The sequence below is a fragment of the Moritella viscosa genome (assembly GCF_900120065.1).
GTDB lineage: Bacteria > Pseudomonadota > Gammaproteobacteria > Enterobacterales > Moritellaceae > Moritella > Moritella viscosa.
In genome coordinates this window covers 35,450-51,033 of record NZ_FPLG01000019.1, presented here as the reverse complement: position 1 = coordinate 51,033, position 15,584 = coordinate 35,450, and the positions used below count along the sequence as shown (strand labels likewise).

Genomic DNA, 15,584 nt, shown 5'->3' with positions numbered 1-15,584 from the left:
GATTTGAGTTGACCATTACACAGAGGCGTGATTGGGTAGTAGGTGTGAGATCCTTTCCATATCTTTAGTGACATTTTGACTTCGGTTAAGATCAACCAGCACCACTTCTATAGAGGATTCTCTGACATGGCGACGAATATTTTCATCGGTATTCTCGATACTCGCTGGCGTAGTAATACCTTCAAAACGAAAGGCTTCTTCTACTAACTCTTTACACTCTACCGTTTGGTTAAATAAAACCGCCGAAAAAGTATCTTCATGTTTTACCTTCTCATCATTTTTTGATTTGAGTAGATCTACAATATCAAGCATTACAAAGCCTTTGATGGACGAGTATCCATTTCAAATTGATTCAACATATTTTCGGGATTACTCATTAACTGCCAACGCATAGAATCAATCGTACAACCTAATTGATTATGATTAAAATCACCTAATTGAGCAGGACGACAAATGGGTACTGTCACTTGATGTCGCGTTACCCTAATAACATAATCAAAACGCTGCTTGATAGGCTGCTTAACACGGGCAATGCTTATCATAGAGGCCTCTATACCTTGTGCATGCAATTTAGATTCAACTTTTTTAGCAAATTTGTACGCCGTATTGTTACTGACATACATTTCTATATGACCAAACAAGATGTTATCTTTTTGCTCGACAAGGAACGAATCAAGTCTATTTTTTGCATCTAGACTTTTACTTTTGTTCACGTTTAGCGACAATGAATAATGTATTGGTGTGATATCTACGCCAATACCACTCGTAACATCGGCGCTGTCAGCACAAGCTGTCAAAAACAAAATACTACTAATAATCAATACCTTAATGTATTTCATAGTTTAAACCCTCCGTTTGACAACAACTCTTTAGTCCATTTAGCACTCTCAACCGAAAATTCCTGTTCCACAGCAAAGAAACGGCTTAGGGTTGTAGTTCTACGCATCGTCGGAAGTTGAATTTGCTCTGCGCTGATAGGCTTAACAAGATTAACAGTCGCAACAATAACGAGTTCCGTTTTATTACGCTCTGTCTCCGTCTTCCTAAATAGCGCACCTAATATCGGTATCTCTGCAAGCAAAGGCACTTTTTTTAATACTTCTTTATCTTCAGTGCTCATCAGTCCACCAAGTAAAAAGCTCTGGCCATCGCCTAATTCAACAGTAGTGCTTGCTTTACGTGTTTTAAGTGCAGGTAAATCATATGTATTATCAGCAAACTGAGTATCTAAATTACTAACTTCAGGCTCAAGAGATAGTCTGATTTTACTGTCTTGCAGTACTTCAGCAGATACAGTGAGTTTGATGCCATATTCTTTATATGTGACTCTCGTTCCACCATCTTCATGGAAAATCACAGGTAGCTCACCACCGACCAGAAACTCTGCAGACTCACCAGAAATCACAGACAAATTAGGCTCAGCTAATATTTGTCCCACCGAGTCATTTCCAGTCGCAGAAAGCCAAGAAACAATATCCTTACTAGCCCCTGTGGTTAAGTTTTTAACAAATTCGCCAGCCGTGAAATTTGCATTTAATATTGAGCCATATTCGACACCGATATGTTCAAGGAAAGTATGTGAAACTTCTGCAATCGATAACTTAACATTTACTTGTTTGGTTACCGCCAACTCAAGTTCATTCAATAGACCTGGGTAAGTTTTTTTCTTTATTTTATTATTTCTACCGAATAGCGGTAAATATCTACTACTATTACTAGACGCATTTATTGACTTTGATACAAGGTTCAGAATCTTATCTGACACGTCCTGAGAAGATACAATGCCTCGCACCAACACCTGTGTATCCACATTCGTCAGTGTCACCTTTTGCGTAGGAAATAATTTACGAATTTTGTTTCTGATACTGGCAAGATTACGGGCAACCACTATTTTGTAATTAAGTATGATTTCTCCATCTTCGTCAAAAATAACAAGATGTGTTTGACTACGTTTTTTGGCATAAATAATGGCTTTGTTCTTATCAATAACTTGGTAATCAGCTACACTTGGATCGCTAACAAATATAGTGCCAATTTCACGCTTGGTTGTTACTGTATGCGCATCACCATTATCGATATAAATCCATTTTTCCGCATAAGCAAGGTTAGGCAGTGTGAATAAGCATAATGCGGTCAATATTCTAAATAGAAGCTGCATATTTAATTTTATATTTTTCATTTATTTTATTACCACATGATTAGCACGCATCTCAGTAACGGATTTGAAATCTGGTAATACATCACCAGCATCCGCCTTTAGATCACCGGCGGTATAATCCCCGATTGATTTATGTACCTCTATTTCAGCAATTCGCTTCGCAACGGTTACCTTAGCAACTTGCTTTCTTGTCAATTCTAATATGATGTCAACATTGGCAGGTACATCTTCTAACTCGCTGTTTTCGGTAAGCACTTGCTCTACAACTTTAAGAATTTTGATGTTTAAAAGCACCGGATTAACACCGATCATTCTTGCCGTCTTTGCTGCAACAGCGCCGAATTCGATGCTCATACGTGACCGCGGTAATGTTAGCGCTACCAAATCCACATGCATGCCATGACGAATGACACCGCCAACAACAGCTTCGGCCGGTACACGTAACACATAAGGGACACGGTCTGGAGCTAACACTAGCTCGATGTATCCTTGGTCTTGTGGAGATACCAGCATGTCAGGAAATAACAAGGTGCTTTTACTGAGCTTCTGGCTATAAACAGCACCAGACGAGAAATTGATACTCATCTCGGTATCAACCCCATTTTTATTCGCTTCGGCTTCGGGTAAATACCGAATTTCAAAATCACTACGCTTTACAATGTCACCACGCTCAACATCGTTTTTTAACCACCAGGTCTTTAGCTTTTCGACATCTGTGTCTTGGACTAATGCTTCGATAACGGGAATATTGGTTTCCGGACGACTTAAGCTACCAGCAATACCATACAAACCGATGATAATTAATCCAATAGCAAGGCTTAAAATGAGTTTAGACTTCACACAAGGTTCCTAAATTGATGCAGCGATAGCAAATAAAGCACCTACACAAATAGCGAAACCATAAGGCACACCGCGCGTATAAGGTTCTCTCTTGTACCAAGAAAAAAGAATGAGTATTGCAGCTTGTAAACCACCAATAAAAACAATGACCATAATGGTCAAGAGTAAATAACTTGGGGAAATTGCAATTGAGAAAGCAAACAGTAGTTTTGCATCTCCGCCACCAATCATATTGAAGCGATTGAGCATGAACCCACAGATTAAAACCAGACTTGAATTAATGATGCTCAAATAGTCGTAATTATTAATAAAAATAAGCAAGCACAATACAAATACGCACACGCAATTAAAATTAGATATGTACCTGATTTTAAAATCTGAAATACAGATAAGAACAGATAATGTGGCTAAAAATAGCCACAAGTAAAAATCCATTAACTCTTAATTACCTGGAGTAGGAGTTGGACCATTAGCCGCAGTAGATATGTTGCTAGAAATAGTACTCATAGCTTCAGTTAATGCTGCACGCAAGCTGCCATTGAATACAGCTAATACGATAGATGAGATTGCTACACCAATAATTGCGTATTCGATAGCGGTAACACCACGTTGATCTTTTTTGAACTCGTGAAGTGCAATAGCTGATTTTACATATAATTTAGTGATCATGGTTTTCGACCTTACAGTGAATTAAATTGATAGTGAGATTCTAAAATTAATCTCTTCGATTAAGTTCATTCTATTTAACCAAATAACGAAAAAAATACACACTAAGGAAAACCAAGGGAGTTTAAACTGTTAACAAGCAACACAGCTTACACTCCCTTAAAGACTGGCAGTTACCGGTTACTTACACTTTAGAAGGTATCCACGATTAACAACGCTAGGAGAAATAATGAAACGGGTTTATTTAATACTAAAATCAATGTTCATTGCATTACTACTGTCTCAGAATGCGATTGCTTATGCAGACGCGATTGAGGGGAAACATTACGATAAAGTCAAAAATAATTTTTATGAAGAAAGCCTTGGTGTTGAAAAATTCTTCTCCTTAACTTGCGGGCCTTGCTGGAAGGTAAGTACGATGTTGCCAAGTATCAGTAAGCAAAGCCAACAAACAATACATAAAACACACGTCGTATTTGATAAGGTAACTCGGGCGGCTGCAACACTTTATTACTCGGCAGAAATTCAGTTCGAAAAATTAAATCTTAAAGCGAAGTCTAAGTTTACTAATGAACTTTTTATGCTTGTTCAAAAATCGAGAAAAATTGAAAACGTCAATGTGACAGATCTGTTTCGTCGCTATCAACTCACACCAATCAGTCAACTCACAAAAGAACAGCAAGCGAAAGTTAATACACAGCTGGCTCGTTCAGAAAAACTGACTGCACAAGCCACAATCATGCAAATTCCAAGCATCATTGTAAATGGTACATATCAAGTAAATATGCGCCCACATAAGTCTATTTCTGAGTTATCAGAAACAATTAAATATCTGGCTAACTTGAAGGATTTGATGAGTTAAAAATAGAGTCTTACGCGAAGATATCCCTCCTCCTAATTTAGGATAAAAGTGAGGGATATTATTTAGAGAGATAACCGCTTAGTGGTTCATTACCAGTGTAACTTGTCCACCATTGCTATTATTGTGAAGAAAAACCTTTCCATTCAAAAGTTTAGTCAATTCAAATATTAAAACCAAGCCAATGCCAAATCCATCTTTACTTAAGATATTAGCAATATCCCCCTTATTAACGGCTGATATTGTTTTTTCTGAAAAGCCCTTACCATCATCCTTAATTCTCACCACATCTACATTAGGGTAAGATGTAAGTGAAATTCGAATCGTTTTATTTGCATAACGTTCGGCATTAGATAAAATATTTAAAAATAGGATTTTAAGCAGCTTCGCATCACTTTGGATTGTTTTAGAACAGTTAACTAACTCGAAGTTTTTATGCCCCCCCAGCGTTGAAATCGTTGACTCCAAAACGTCAACCAAATTAATTTCCTCTTGGCACAATACGACTTCTTTGTTCAACAGTTTAAAAAGATGGAGGCTACTTTCACACAGCGTATTTAAGCTACAAACTTGCGTACCCAAACGCTCTAAAAGAAATTCATTATTACCTTTATTCGACACCAATATATCACTGGTTAGCTGAATAGCTGCCAAGGGTGTTCTGATATCATGTGGAAGTGTTGCGTAAAGCATTTTTTGTTTAATAATAAGCTCATCAATCGCACTCGCCATCTTATGTTGGTTTCGTATCAAACTGCGAATCGACTCAGGTCCGGTTTCTTCCACTCGGGTCTTAAATTTCCCGTCAGAATAGTTCTCTGATAAGAAGTGAAGAGACATGATCCCATTACTCCATGCTCGAAGCGATATCAACAAAATCATCAAGGTGCATAAAATTTGAATGGCATCATCTATTAATTCAATTTTTTTTAGCTCCTTTACCACCGGCGCATTCGCGTAGGCATCACTATCAAAAGTCGCTCGGATAAACTTAACATCATCATAACTACTTGTAATCGAATGCAGGTTGTCCTGAGGTGAAGGTGAAGTTGTAGCGTAATTAGAGTCTGCATTGCATTGAAACTGCCATACCGCCGCATCGGTATGAGTATGGTCGTCATGGTTTTCCAAACCCTTTATTACCATTTCGACACGATTAAGATTAAGTTGCTCTTCAAGCGCTTTCTTTTGAGGGTTTATGAAAATATCAGAAATAATTGAACTGAGAATATAACCCAATATTACGGAGGTAAATACTTGGGTAATGAATGTTTTCATCGTTTTATCATCGGATAAGAAAGAAAGAAGCCTTTCGCTCGTCGATTTTTGATCAACTCAACACCCGGTAGCTGTATAGCGAATTTTTTTCTTAACGAAGAGATACGCATATATATAGAGCGGTCTTCTTCGTGATAACTAAAACCATGAATTTTTTCGAATAAGACAGCGACAGATATAGGTTGCTCCGCATCTGACAATATTTCTAATAATTCATATTCCGAGGGAATGAGTTTAATCTGAATTTGATTGTAAAACACACTCGAATGCTGAGCACTTAGGTAAAACTGATTACAACTTAAATTATCTTCTTGTTGTTCATCGACTTGTTTTTCAAGCAAATATAGGTCTAGTTGACGCTTGATCCTTTCACTTAACACTTTCGTTCTGATCGGTTTAGTGACGTAATCATTTGCCCCTAAAAGCAGAGAATTTGTTTCTGTTAGCTCTGTATCATTGGCGGTCATCATTAGTATTGGGGCTTCAAATTTCTGCTCTTTTAACGTTTTGAGCACGCTTAATCCTGAAGTATGCGGAAGCTGTATATCGAGGAGTACAAGTTTGGGTTGTTTTTCAATTATGAACTCTACAGCACCATCACCAGTATCAAGACAGTCGATATCATAACCTTCTATTTCAGAAAGAAAATAACACAACATTTCTCGTAACTGAAGATCATCCTCAATGATTACAATGTCTAACATATAATACCTATATTCTTTGGTTCAGCGAAAAATGGCAGAACCTTTATAGTCATAACTTAAGTGGTTAAAATGAAATAAACATAATCTATATAAAATCAATTAAACGACATTAAATCAACAATCAACCTTCTCCGGATTATCCCTCTAATAAAGCAAGCAACGCAATGTTTAAATCGCATTTATATGATATTTAATAAGTACATAATAGTAACGGCGTATTTATAAAACAATTAATGCCATAAAATGAATAGACGATAAGAAAACCTCGCATTACATTCACATTAATATAAGCATAAATATAGCAAATAGAATAATAGGTGCTTAATTGTCATGCTGGATTCTCGTTACTTGACCAGTGCAGACAAGCAAGCGCTATTTAAGGCTGTATCACAAGCACTACTTATAGTGCCCTGATTATCAGAACAGCGGTAATTTGGTCGAGTTCTTAATTTCTTTTACCGCAATATTAGATTGAATCGAATCAACCACTTTGATACGGCGTATTTCAGAAATCTTGTCATAGTATTCATCGAGATCTCTCGCTACAATTTGAAGAATAAAATCTGCACTGCCCGCAATACAAAAACACATGAGCACCCAATCAAAATCTCGAATAATCTGCTCAAATTTATCAGTCTCTTCTGGTGCATGATTATTTAAAGAAACCAGACTAAAGCCTATCACATTGAAACCAAGTTTTTTACGGTCTAAAACCGCCGTATAATGAGTCACAATCCCCTCTTTCTCAAGTCGCTTCCAGCGTCTCCAACAGGGAGTTTCACTTAAATTAACCCGTGGTCCTAACTCATTAATCTTAATTCTACAATCGCGCTGCAAATGTTCAAGGATAGTTAAATCGGTGCTATCCAGCATTGTATTAGTGTTTTTTTTCACATTTACTCCATTAAAAGAAAAAAACCTCTATTTTAAGGCACTATTGTAAAGTACATAGCAGCTTAATTTCAACGTACTTATGTAACATATACCCAAACTACTTTGTGAATGATCACAAATTATAGGCAATGCTAAAATAATAAGGAACCTTGATGTTTAGTCATGAATTTTATGCCTTAGTGATTATTACCTTAATCACTGTCATAACCCCAGGTCCAGACTTTGTGGTGGTCGTCAAAAATACGGTTAGTGTTTCGAGACGGGCGGGATTTTTAACTGCGTTTGGTATTGCTACTGCAATTTGGGTACATATATTTTACTCCATTGTCGCCGTCCAATTTGTGGCTACGCAATCTGAATTTATATTTGAAATTATTCGACTACTCGGGGCAACCTATCTATTCTGGTTAGGATGGAAATCATTAACGTCGGCAGCACAACCTTTAGTAACAACAACTGAAACGGATAAAATTCAACGTTCTGAATTTTGGAAACAAGGTTTTATTAATAACCTACTAAATCCTAAAGCTACGCTTTTCTTTATCAGTATTTTTAGCCAAGTGGTCGATCCCAATACCCCGATCTTTCTTCAGGTCGGATACGGTGTCGTCATTACGATGATCTGTTTTTCTTGGCTTTGCTTCATCTCAATAATGTTAACCATTGATAATATGAAGCCTTATGTTAATAAAATTGTGCAACCCGTTGAAAAAGTAGCTGGCGTTATTTTTGTCTCCTACGCATCAATGGAGATTTATAACAGTTATCAACTTCACTTTTTATAATAATTGAAGCAACGCTGTGAAAGCTCGAGCCTGTATAGCTCGGGCTTAGCTGTAAAATGTTTACTTAGCACATTACATATTCAGCCAATCAACAATCACGATAAGCCTGTACTAATTTATCCAGAAAACCACCCAATAATTGATTCATCCGTGCTGTCGAATGTTTAAGGATCGAATCCGGATCTTGAATATACTGACCTATTGATTCAGTATTAAATGCTAACTGATCATGTTCAATCAAAGGAGCTAACTGCTCACTTATAAACTCAAGGTGACACTGAAAGCCATAAACTAGCGTTGAATATCGTACGATTTGTCGTGGGCATCCTTTACTCACCGCCAATACCACGCTGCCACTTGTCAATCCCGGCATGTCATTATGCCAATGACCCACAACCTCTGCTAAATCAAATTCCGCTAATTTAGAATCGATGTGCCCATGCTCTGTCATCGCAATAGGAAAGTAACCAATCTCTTGCTCTGGGCTTATTTGGTTCGCAGCGCCTAAGGCTTCACCAATTAACTGCGCCCCCAAGCAAACTCCAATAACGGCTTTGTTATTCGCGATTGCCTGTTTAATGAATGCTTGCTCGCCAAGACTATCAAAGTGCGGACACTCCTCTTATATAAAAGCATTTAAAGAACGCTTTTCCCTAACACCACAGCAGTTTCGCTTAAGAGATCATCGAATTTATGAAGCGCTGTAGAAGCCGCACCTCTTAGCCGATAATAGGTGCAACAAGGCTGAAGTAAGAGTTACACGACCACCAGCATCTAAATAATTAAAGCCTTCTTCAGCTAAACAAGCCTACCCCATTTTATATAGTACCGGTTGCATTTATGCCTTATCCTGCAGTATAGTGATAACAGGGTGTTAACATAAACTTAACATCCATTATCCCCACTTTAACTACAATTTGGATTAATAAATGCCTATAGTAAATCAAGTTCACCTTACAGAGTTAAGATGTATCCACACCGATAATTATGTGGGTTACGACAATTACAGACTCGAATCTAGACTCGATAACGGTCCGTGGACTAAATTTCATGAAGGCAGTTTAAATACTGGATTACACACCACATTAGATTACGAAATGATATTTGTAGATCAAGCTGAGATTCGTCTTATTAATGAAGATATGATCACTTCTGATGATGACCTTGGTACTGTGACTATCAACCCTGAACATGCTTGGAGTATAGCGATATTTGAAACATTTTCAGCTGAATATGAATTAAAATTTAGCGTTGCTCCCCATCTAGAGAAAGCGCTCACAATGGCAAAAGACATTGCTCGTGAGCAGCGCAAATTAACTCATGAGGAGGTAATGGCTCGGAGAGAACCATCGGATGCTGAATTGGACCAACTTGCCATGTCAAAGTTGCCCGAATTAATGGCAAATGGGGCTGATGCGGTACTGACTGATGTCTTAACTACGAAGGCAAGAATGATGGCCGGCGAGGAAGGGCTTGAACCCCTACTTGGTGGTGACCTTGCTAGGCTTATCGAGTTACTGAACCCGCTGAAAGGTGTTATTGACGTCTACAGAAAAAGACAATACGCCACATTCCTGTTGGGAGGTGAGCTCGATGTATCACAGGTTGTTGGCGAAGTTATAGGGGTCAGCTATGGATTAGCGTTGGCAATGGATTTCACTGAATGCCGATGGATTATTGAAGTTGGCGCAGGTATAGGTTTGCATGCGGGTGTCAGTGGTGGCATGTGGTTCGGATTTAACCGTAATCCCCCTGAGGATGTTGGTGGAACGACGGTAGATTACGTTTACGGTTTTGATCTTAGTCCATTAAGCGGAGTGATATCCGCCTCGTTTGATCTCAATATCGATTTCAATATACCAACGTTTAACCTTCAAGAGGTGTGTTATGGTATAAAAACTGGTGGGCTGCTTGAGCGTAGTGTAGGGGTAGCCTATTGCTATGTTATGAGTAAGAATAACATTACTAATGGATTTCAAATGATAGATGTTGGATAAGCAATAAATTTCGACCATTGGGCATAATCATTTTTATGCCCTCTCTCATTTAACCTGTTTCTTATTTCACTTGAAATTTATTCAACCAACTGGCTAAATCATCCGTTAGTTTCACTAATGTTTCCGCGCTTTGCTCACCACTAGAAACAGTACTTGATAGTTTACAGCTGCTTTCTTCAATCATATTCACCTGCATGGCAATGTCTTCGCCCACGATTTTTTGCTCTGCCGCCGCGGTCGCAATTTCATGGCTCATCGATGAAATGGTTTCTAGTGCTGCCACGATCTGCGCTAAAGCTTCGGACGCATGCTCTGATTCAGTCACTGTGCTAGCACTGGTTTCAGCACAAATATCCATGGTTGAAATCGCATTACGAGAACCTGTTTGCAGATTCGTCACCATTTGTTGGATTTGTTTAGTACAGTCTTGTGTTCGTCCAGCTAGGTTTCTCACTTCATCAGCAACCACCGCAAAGCCACGACCTTGCTCACCTGCACGCGCCGCTTCAATTGCAGCATTTAACGCAAGTAAATTCGTTTGCTCAGCAATATCACCAATTACATCTAAGATCTTGGTAATATTGTTTACATCACAATCAAGTGCGGATACCGCAGAACTGGCCGTATTAAGCTGCGCAGCAAGGCCTTGGATATTATTAACCGTAGAATTAATTAAGTTATGTGTATCGACACTTTGCTTATCGGCGTCGAGGGTATGCTGCGCCGTTGCTTGTGCAGAATCTGCAACACCATTTGCTGACGACGCCATTTCAGTCATCGCCGTCGCAATCATAGTGGTAGACTCCTGCTGTGTGTCAGTCAATTGACTAATCAATTTAGAACGAGAATCAACATCGTTTAACTCTGTGCTTAACGCATTCAATGCTTTACTCAAATGTTGAACCAGTTCGCCCAGCGACATACTCATCGTTTGTACCGCACCGTAAATACTGTCTTTTGGTGCATAGTCGTTAAATGATGTGGTAATTTTACCATCCGCAACGCACTGGATCGCAAACAGCACATCTTGTGGCTCACCACCAATAATAGCTATCATGCGTTTTATCGCCATAATTAACAACGCTAAAATCAAACTCGCAACAATAAAGCATAAAGTAAACTGCCATTTAGCACTCGACCAAAAACGCGCATTCACTTCATTTTCGCCAATACCAGTACCAACGACCCAACCCCAGCGTGCTGTTCTTTTCGCAATTGAATTCTTTTCCTCAATCGAACCATCAGCTAATCGCTGCGTCCAAGTATATTCCGCTATTTTTGAGGTTTGGTGATTCACCGCATTCATTAAGATCTGGCCGACACTCTGACCCTTACTGTCTTTAAAATCATTAAAGCTAGTGCCATGCAATTGTGGGTCAAGTGGCGCAGCCAAAAAGATAAGATTTTCATCTGCAACATACACATATTCATTATCTTTATAAACATTATTTCTCAGTACCTGAATAGTGATCTGTTTGGCTTGGGTTTCTTCTATGTCACCACTCGCTACCATTTTTTCCATATCATTAATGAAATTATACGTGGTTTTAAAAATTTCAGTCACACGGGATTTATTATCCGCCGTGCTTGATGCTTTTAGCGTCCAAAGTCCCACAACAGTAATGGCGACAAGTGCTGAAAGTATGATACCAGCAAGTAAATAAGATTGTGTTTTCAGATTCATAGTTCGTACTTCTATCAGCAAATGAGTGGACTTAGTTATTATCGGCTAAATTGATGAAAACTTTACGATGTATCATAATTAAACCACGTCGCAGGTTAAAATTTCGAGCTGAGATAAATTTCAGATATATTAAACCAACCATTATTAGGTACTCCATCAGTTATGTTAAGATTCATACCTAACTCGTAATAACTCCAAGCTAAAAACACAACAAAAACAACCTTTCAGGTTGAACTCACCTTAAGTAGCTATAACTAAAATAGTTAATCTAGCTTGGTGAATAGAGCTATTTTACTAATTATTATCGTTAGAATACCGATTAAAAATAGTATGAAATAAAATATAAATTCATTTCACTACTACGACCGATAGGAGTTTAATACCATGATGAATCTAGCCCTCGTTCACCGAATCACCAAGATCATCCTCAGTATATCTATCAGTCTTTTTTTTCTGTTTGTCGGTATCGACAACCTGCTTAACTTCAATGCAAACTATCAATTTGTACAGCATGTATTGGCGATGAATTCGATGCAGCTTTGGTTTGATGCCAGTACCCTTGAATATCGCACAGTAACAAACCCCACCATTCAACTCATCAGCTATACGATCATTATTTTTGCTGAATTATTGGCAGGTATATTTGGTTTAATCGGTAGCATTATCATGGTAAAAAATATTAACAAAGCTGACTTTTCGCAGGGCCAAGCATGCTTCTTATTTGGTGGTTCAGTGGCGATTGCACTCTGGTATTTGGGCTTTGCTGTTATCGATGGTGAGTGGTTTTCTATGTGGGCAAATCAATGGAATGGCCAAATGAAAGCGTATACCTTTGCAACATCTATCCTTGTTTCGATGATTTATGTGTTAATTCCAACACCAGAAGAAAAATAATGTGCTTAGTGTAAGCAGTATAGCGAGCATTACCCAATGGATTTATACGGAAAAGGCCACGAACAGACTAAACCGACAGATACGCTACAGTAATAAATAGATTTACTGTAGACTGTTCAAGTCTTTCTTATACGAGCGCTTTCAATGTCTAATACCTGTCAAGATAATCAGTCAACTGCTAATATTTCACTCGCACAATTAACGCAACAACTCGATGCAATGCACATTGCCCAATTAACCTCATTTGCTTATAGCCTACCGCCACTGTATTTTTGCCGTGAATATTTAGAGCAAGACGAGCAAACTGCCATTGGGCATTGCGTACAACGTTTAGAAAATGGCATAAGCAATCAGGATTTCACTTTAGACAGATTAACTGTTTTATTAGCAGAGAATGATTATTACGACGACTACGAAGCGCGTCTGCGTTTAGGGCCAGAGCCTGTATAACAAGAGGCGAAATAATTATCGCACAGCACTTATTTATTATATTCGATGCTGTTGTAAAAAAGCGCCGTAAATAGGCGCTTTTGGTTATTTATCAACTGAGTACAATAAACAGCGACACACCATTTCTGTTTATCTGTAATAGCATTGATGACTCGCTTAGCTTTAGTGCTTTTTGAAAAGATTCAATGTCGTAAACTTTACGCTTATTTGCTCCAACAATAATATCATTTGGACGCAGGCCACTGTAGGCAGCAGGTGAGCCAAGCAATACGTTATTGACCAAAACACCTTTGCCACTCGAGTTATTTTCAAATTGCGCGCCAGCTAATAAACGATGTGATATAACATTATTTGCTAACATCGAACTAGGTTTACCAACTTTTACCTTGATCTCTTTTTGAACGCCATCACGCAATATAGTTAGCTTTACTCTATCCCCAATAATTTTCATGCCAATTTGACTACGTAATTGAGCAGTCGATTTAGTATTATCACCATCAACAGCTAATATCACATCTCCAGATTTTAACCCCGCGTCGTAAGCTGGTGAGTCTTCTATGACATTGGTGAGCAATACACCTGATTGTCCATTTATTAATTCAAATACGTCACGTAAGTCCTCGGTAAGATCTTGAATACCAATACCAATTTCACCTCGTTTAACTTCACCATGCGCTAATATCTGTTCCATACTCACTTTGGCCATATTGACAGGAATCGCGAATCCTATACCTATGTTACCACCAGCTGGCGCAATAATTGCGGTATTAATGCCCACAAGTTCACCAGCTAAATTAACCAAAGCACCACCAGAATTACCTGGATTTATTGACGCATCAGTTTGAATGAAATTTTCATAGCCCTCGATACCTAAGCCACTTCGACCAAGTGCACTTACAACACCCGTTGTTACTGTCTGACCTAAACCAAACGGATTTCCTATAGCCGCAACAAAATCTCCGACTTCGAGCTCTCTTGAATCACTAATATTAATCTCTACAAGGTTATCCGATTTAATAGATAGAATTGCAATATCTAAATCAGGATCGGAGCCAACCACCTTCGCGTGATAACTCCGACCATCAATCAAAGATACCAGAACGTCATCAGCGCCTTTAATAACATGATAATTGGTCATCACGGTGCCACTCTTAGCATCTACGATCACACCAGAACCCGCACTTTGTTGACGCTTTTTTGGTTGCGCTTGGTACTCATGTTGCTTAGGAATATTAAAAAAACGTTTAAAAAAAGGATCATTTAATAATGGATTGTAGCTGTCTTGTTGCGTTGAAAACGTTGAAATATTTACCACTGCAGGGTTAATCTTTTTTAACATAGGTGCCAACGAAGGTAGTGCCGAACCATTGGCATCAACATTCGGGAGTGCTGCGACAGTTGCTTGTGTGAAAAGGCTACAAAAAATAATCAATAAGCTAGCAAAAAATTTTACGTTCATTATCAGTTCCCTTATCAAGGTAAAAACGAGGGGGAAACAGGGCCGCTACGCAGCCCTTATGCTAAATTAAACCGTTTTTTCAGTTTTAATTTTCACATTTTCCTCAAGTTGATGTTCTATCACTTTTTCTTCTTGGTTTATGGCAATATGTTTAGGTTTCATTGCCTCAGGAATTTCTTTAACCAAGTGAATAGTTAATAACCCATGCTCAAGATTGGCACTCGTTACTTCTACGTAATCAGTAAGATCAAATTTACGTTTAAATGCTCTATTAGCAATGCCTTGATAAAGGTATTTATGTTCCTCTTTATCTACTTTATCTCCAGAAATAGTAAGGAGACCTTTTTCTACATTGATATCGAGTTCGTTCTCAGAAAATCCAGCAGCAGCTACCGTAATCGTATATTTATTTTCGTCGAGAATCTCAATATTGTAAGGTGGATAAGTCGGTACAGTATTATCAGCACCCAATACGCGACTAAACAAGGGTGCTAATCGGTCAAAACCAATAGTGCTGCGGTAAAGAGGGGTTAAGTCGATTGTGTTCATAATATATCCTCCGAAAGAAGCAATACAAAATAAGTTAAAATGCTATAAAGGGGGCTTTCAGTGAAACGTCTCCCTTGACAACTATTTTATATAATCGAATTATATTTTTTCAAATATTTATTTATAATAATAATTAATAATTAAATAACAGTCTGGAATATACTTTATTTTCATATCATTACATAAAGCATCGCTAGGTTTAGATTTAAATTGTAAATGATACAAGTCACACAAACTTCAATAATTTTGCAGCCTAGATCCTATAACAATCATTTGATACTCAATCAATAGTACGAATTGACTTACTCACAATTTCATATTCTATCAATGATAAAACATAATGAATTCAGAACTTAAGCAGTTAAAT

18 protein-coding genes are annotated in these 15,584 nt (G+C 38.1%); 5 read left to right on the top strand and 13 right to left on the bottom strand.

Annotated features, from left to right (window positions below):
- Positions 1-15: 15 nt before the first annotated feature.
- Genes BT797_RS03195 through BT797_RS03170 form a run of 6 tightly spaced genes read right to left on the bottom strand, consistent with a single transcriptional unit; the run spans position 16 to position 3,667 of the window.
- Positions 16-312, bottom strand: coding sequence for a hypothetical protein (locus tag BT797_RS03195; protein WP_244534110.1), 297 nt, complete (start codon positions 310-312; stop codon positions 16-18).
- On the bottom strand, positions 312-839 hold the full coding sequence (locus BT797_RS03190; RefSeq protein WP_244534109.1) for a hypothetical protein: 528 nt from the start codon (positions 837-839) through the stop codon (positions 312-314). The genes BT797_RS03195 and BT797_RS03190 overlap by 1 nt, the downstream gene beginning before the upstream one ends.
- Positions 836-2,179, bottom strand: a complete 1,344-nt coding sequence (locus BT797_RS03185) for a type II and III secretion system protein family protein (protein WP_045109330.1) — start codon at positions 2,177-2,179, stop codon at positions 836-838. The genes BT797_RS03190 and BT797_RS03185 overlap by 4 nt, the downstream gene beginning before the upstream one ends.
- Positions 2,180-2,998: a Flp pilus assembly protein CpaB gene (cpaB, locus tag BT797_RS03180; protein WP_045109329.1), complete on the bottom strand. Its 819-nt coding sequence runs from the start codon at positions 2,996-2,998 to the stop codon at positions 2,180-2,182. It abuts the gene before it with no gap.
- A 9-nt stretch (positions 2,999-3,007) separates the two neighbouring features.
- The gene (locus tag BT797_RS03175) at positions 3,008-3,433 is read right to left on the bottom strand and encodes an A24 family peptidase (protein ID WP_075471050.1); all 426 of its coding nucleotides are present in this window, start codon (positions 3,431-3,433) and stop codon (positions 3,008-3,010) included.
- Positions 3,434-3,439: 6 nt separating this feature from the next.
- Positions 3,440-3,667, bottom strand: coding sequence for a Flp family type IVb pilin (locus BT797_RS03170; protein WP_045109327.1), 228 nt, complete (start codon positions 3,665-3,667; stop codon positions 3,440-3,442).
- A 226-nt stretch (positions 3,668-3,893) separates the two neighbouring features.
- On the opposite strand from BT797_RS03170, the gene BT797_RS03165 reads away from it, so the two are divergent.
- Positions 3,894-4,526, top strand: a complete 633-nt coding sequence (locus BT797_RS03165; protein WP_244534108.1) for a thioredoxin domain-containing protein — start codon at positions 3,894-3,896, stop codon at positions 4,524-4,526.
- A 78-nt stretch (positions 4,527-4,604) separates the two neighbouring features.
- Here BT797_RS03165 and BT797_RS03160 read toward each other — a convergent pair whose 3' ends face one another.
- The 3 genes from BT797_RS03160 to BT797_RS03150 all read right to left on the bottom strand — a co-directional run bounded on the left by BT797_RS03160 (position 4,605) and on the right by BT797_RS03150 (position 7,399).
- Positions 4,605-5,801, bottom strand: coding sequence for a sensor histidine kinase (locus tag BT797_RS03160; protein ID WP_075471048.1), 1,197 nt, complete (start codon positions 5,799-5,801; stop codon positions 4,605-4,607).
- Complete coding sequence (locus tag BT797_RS03155; RefSeq protein WP_075471047.1) at positions 5,798-6,505, bottom strand: response regulator transcription factor; 708 nt, start codon at positions 6,503-6,505, stop codon at positions 5,798-5,800. The genes BT797_RS03160 and BT797_RS03155 overlap by 4 nt, the downstream gene beginning before the upstream one ends.
- Before the next feature lie 417 nt (positions 6,506-6,922).
- Positions 6,923-7,399 (bottom strand): Lrp/AsnC family transcriptional regulator, encoded by a 477-nt coding sequence (locus tag BT797_RS03150; protein WP_244534107.1) that lies wholly within the window; start codon positions 7,397-7,399, stop codon positions 6,923-6,925.
- A gap of 152 nt (positions 7,400-7,551) precedes the next feature.
- On the opposite strand from BT797_RS03150, the gene BT797_RS03145 reads away from it, so the two are divergent.
- Entirely contained in the window at positions 7,552-8,184 is a 633-nt protein-coding gene (locus tag BT797_RS03145; protein WP_075471046.1) for a LysE family translocator, read from the top strand.
- An 88-nt stretch (positions 8,185-8,272) separates the two neighbouring features.
- Here BT797_RS03145 and BT797_RS03140 read toward each other — a convergent pair whose 3' ends face one another.
- Positions 8,273-8,764 (bottom strand): glutamine amidotransferase-related protein, encoded by a 492-nt coding sequence (locus tag BT797_RS03140; RefSeq protein ID WP_082293664.1) that lies wholly within the window; start codon positions 8,762-8,764, stop codon positions 8,273-8,275.
- Between the two features lie 349 nt (positions 8,765-9,113).
- On the opposite strand from BT797_RS03140, the gene BT797_RS03135 reads away from it, so the two are divergent.
- Positions 9,114-10,181, top strand: coding sequence for a hypothetical protein (locus tag BT797_RS03135; RefSeq protein WP_075471045.1), 1,068 nt, complete (start codon positions 9,114-9,116; stop codon positions 10,179-10,181).
- Positions 10,182-10,242: 61 nt separating this feature from the next.
- On the opposite strand, the gene BT797_RS03130 is transcribed toward BT797_RS03135, so the two are convergent.
- Positions 10,243-11,865 carry a methyl-accepting chemotaxis protein gene (locus BT797_RS03130; RefSeq protein WP_045109318.1) on the bottom strand — a complete coding sequence of 541 codons (1,623 nt, stop codon included), beginning with the start codon at positions 11,863-11,865 and terminating at the stop codon, positions 10,243-10,245.
- A 384-nt stretch (positions 11,866-12,249) separates the two neighbouring features.
- Between BT797_RS03130 and BT797_RS03125 the strand changes: the two genes are divergently transcribed.
- Together BT797_RS03125 and BT797_RS03120 are read left to right on the top strand one after the other, a co-directional pair.
- On the top strand, positions 12,250-12,759 hold the full coding sequence (locus tag BT797_RS03125; RefSeq protein ID WP_052678254.1) for a DUF2165 family protein: 510 nt from the start codon (positions 12,250-12,252) through the stop codon (positions 12,757-12,759).
- 144 nt (positions 12,760-12,903) lie between these two features.
- Entirely contained in the window at positions 12,904-13,209 is a 306-nt protein-coding gene (locus BT797_RS03120) for a hypothetical protein (protein WP_075471044.1), read from the top strand.
- A 91-nt stretch (positions 13,210-13,300) separates the two neighbouring features.
- Here the strand turns inward: BT797_RS03120 and BT797_RS03115 are convergent, their stop codons facing one another.
- Both BT797_RS03115 and BT797_RS03110 read right to left on the bottom strand, forming a co-directional pair.
- Entirely contained in the window at positions 13,301-14,668 is a 1,368-nt protein-coding gene (locus tag BT797_RS03115) for a Do family serine endopeptidase (protein WP_045109316.1), read from the bottom strand.
- A 66-nt stretch (positions 14,669-14,734) separates the two neighbouring features.
- Positions 14,735-15,217 (bottom strand): Hsp20 family protein, encoded by a 483-nt coding sequence (locus BT797_RS03110; protein WP_139291627.1) that lies wholly within the window; start codon positions 15,215-15,217, stop codon positions 14,735-14,737.
- Positions 15,218-15,584 lie beyond the last annotated feature (367 nt).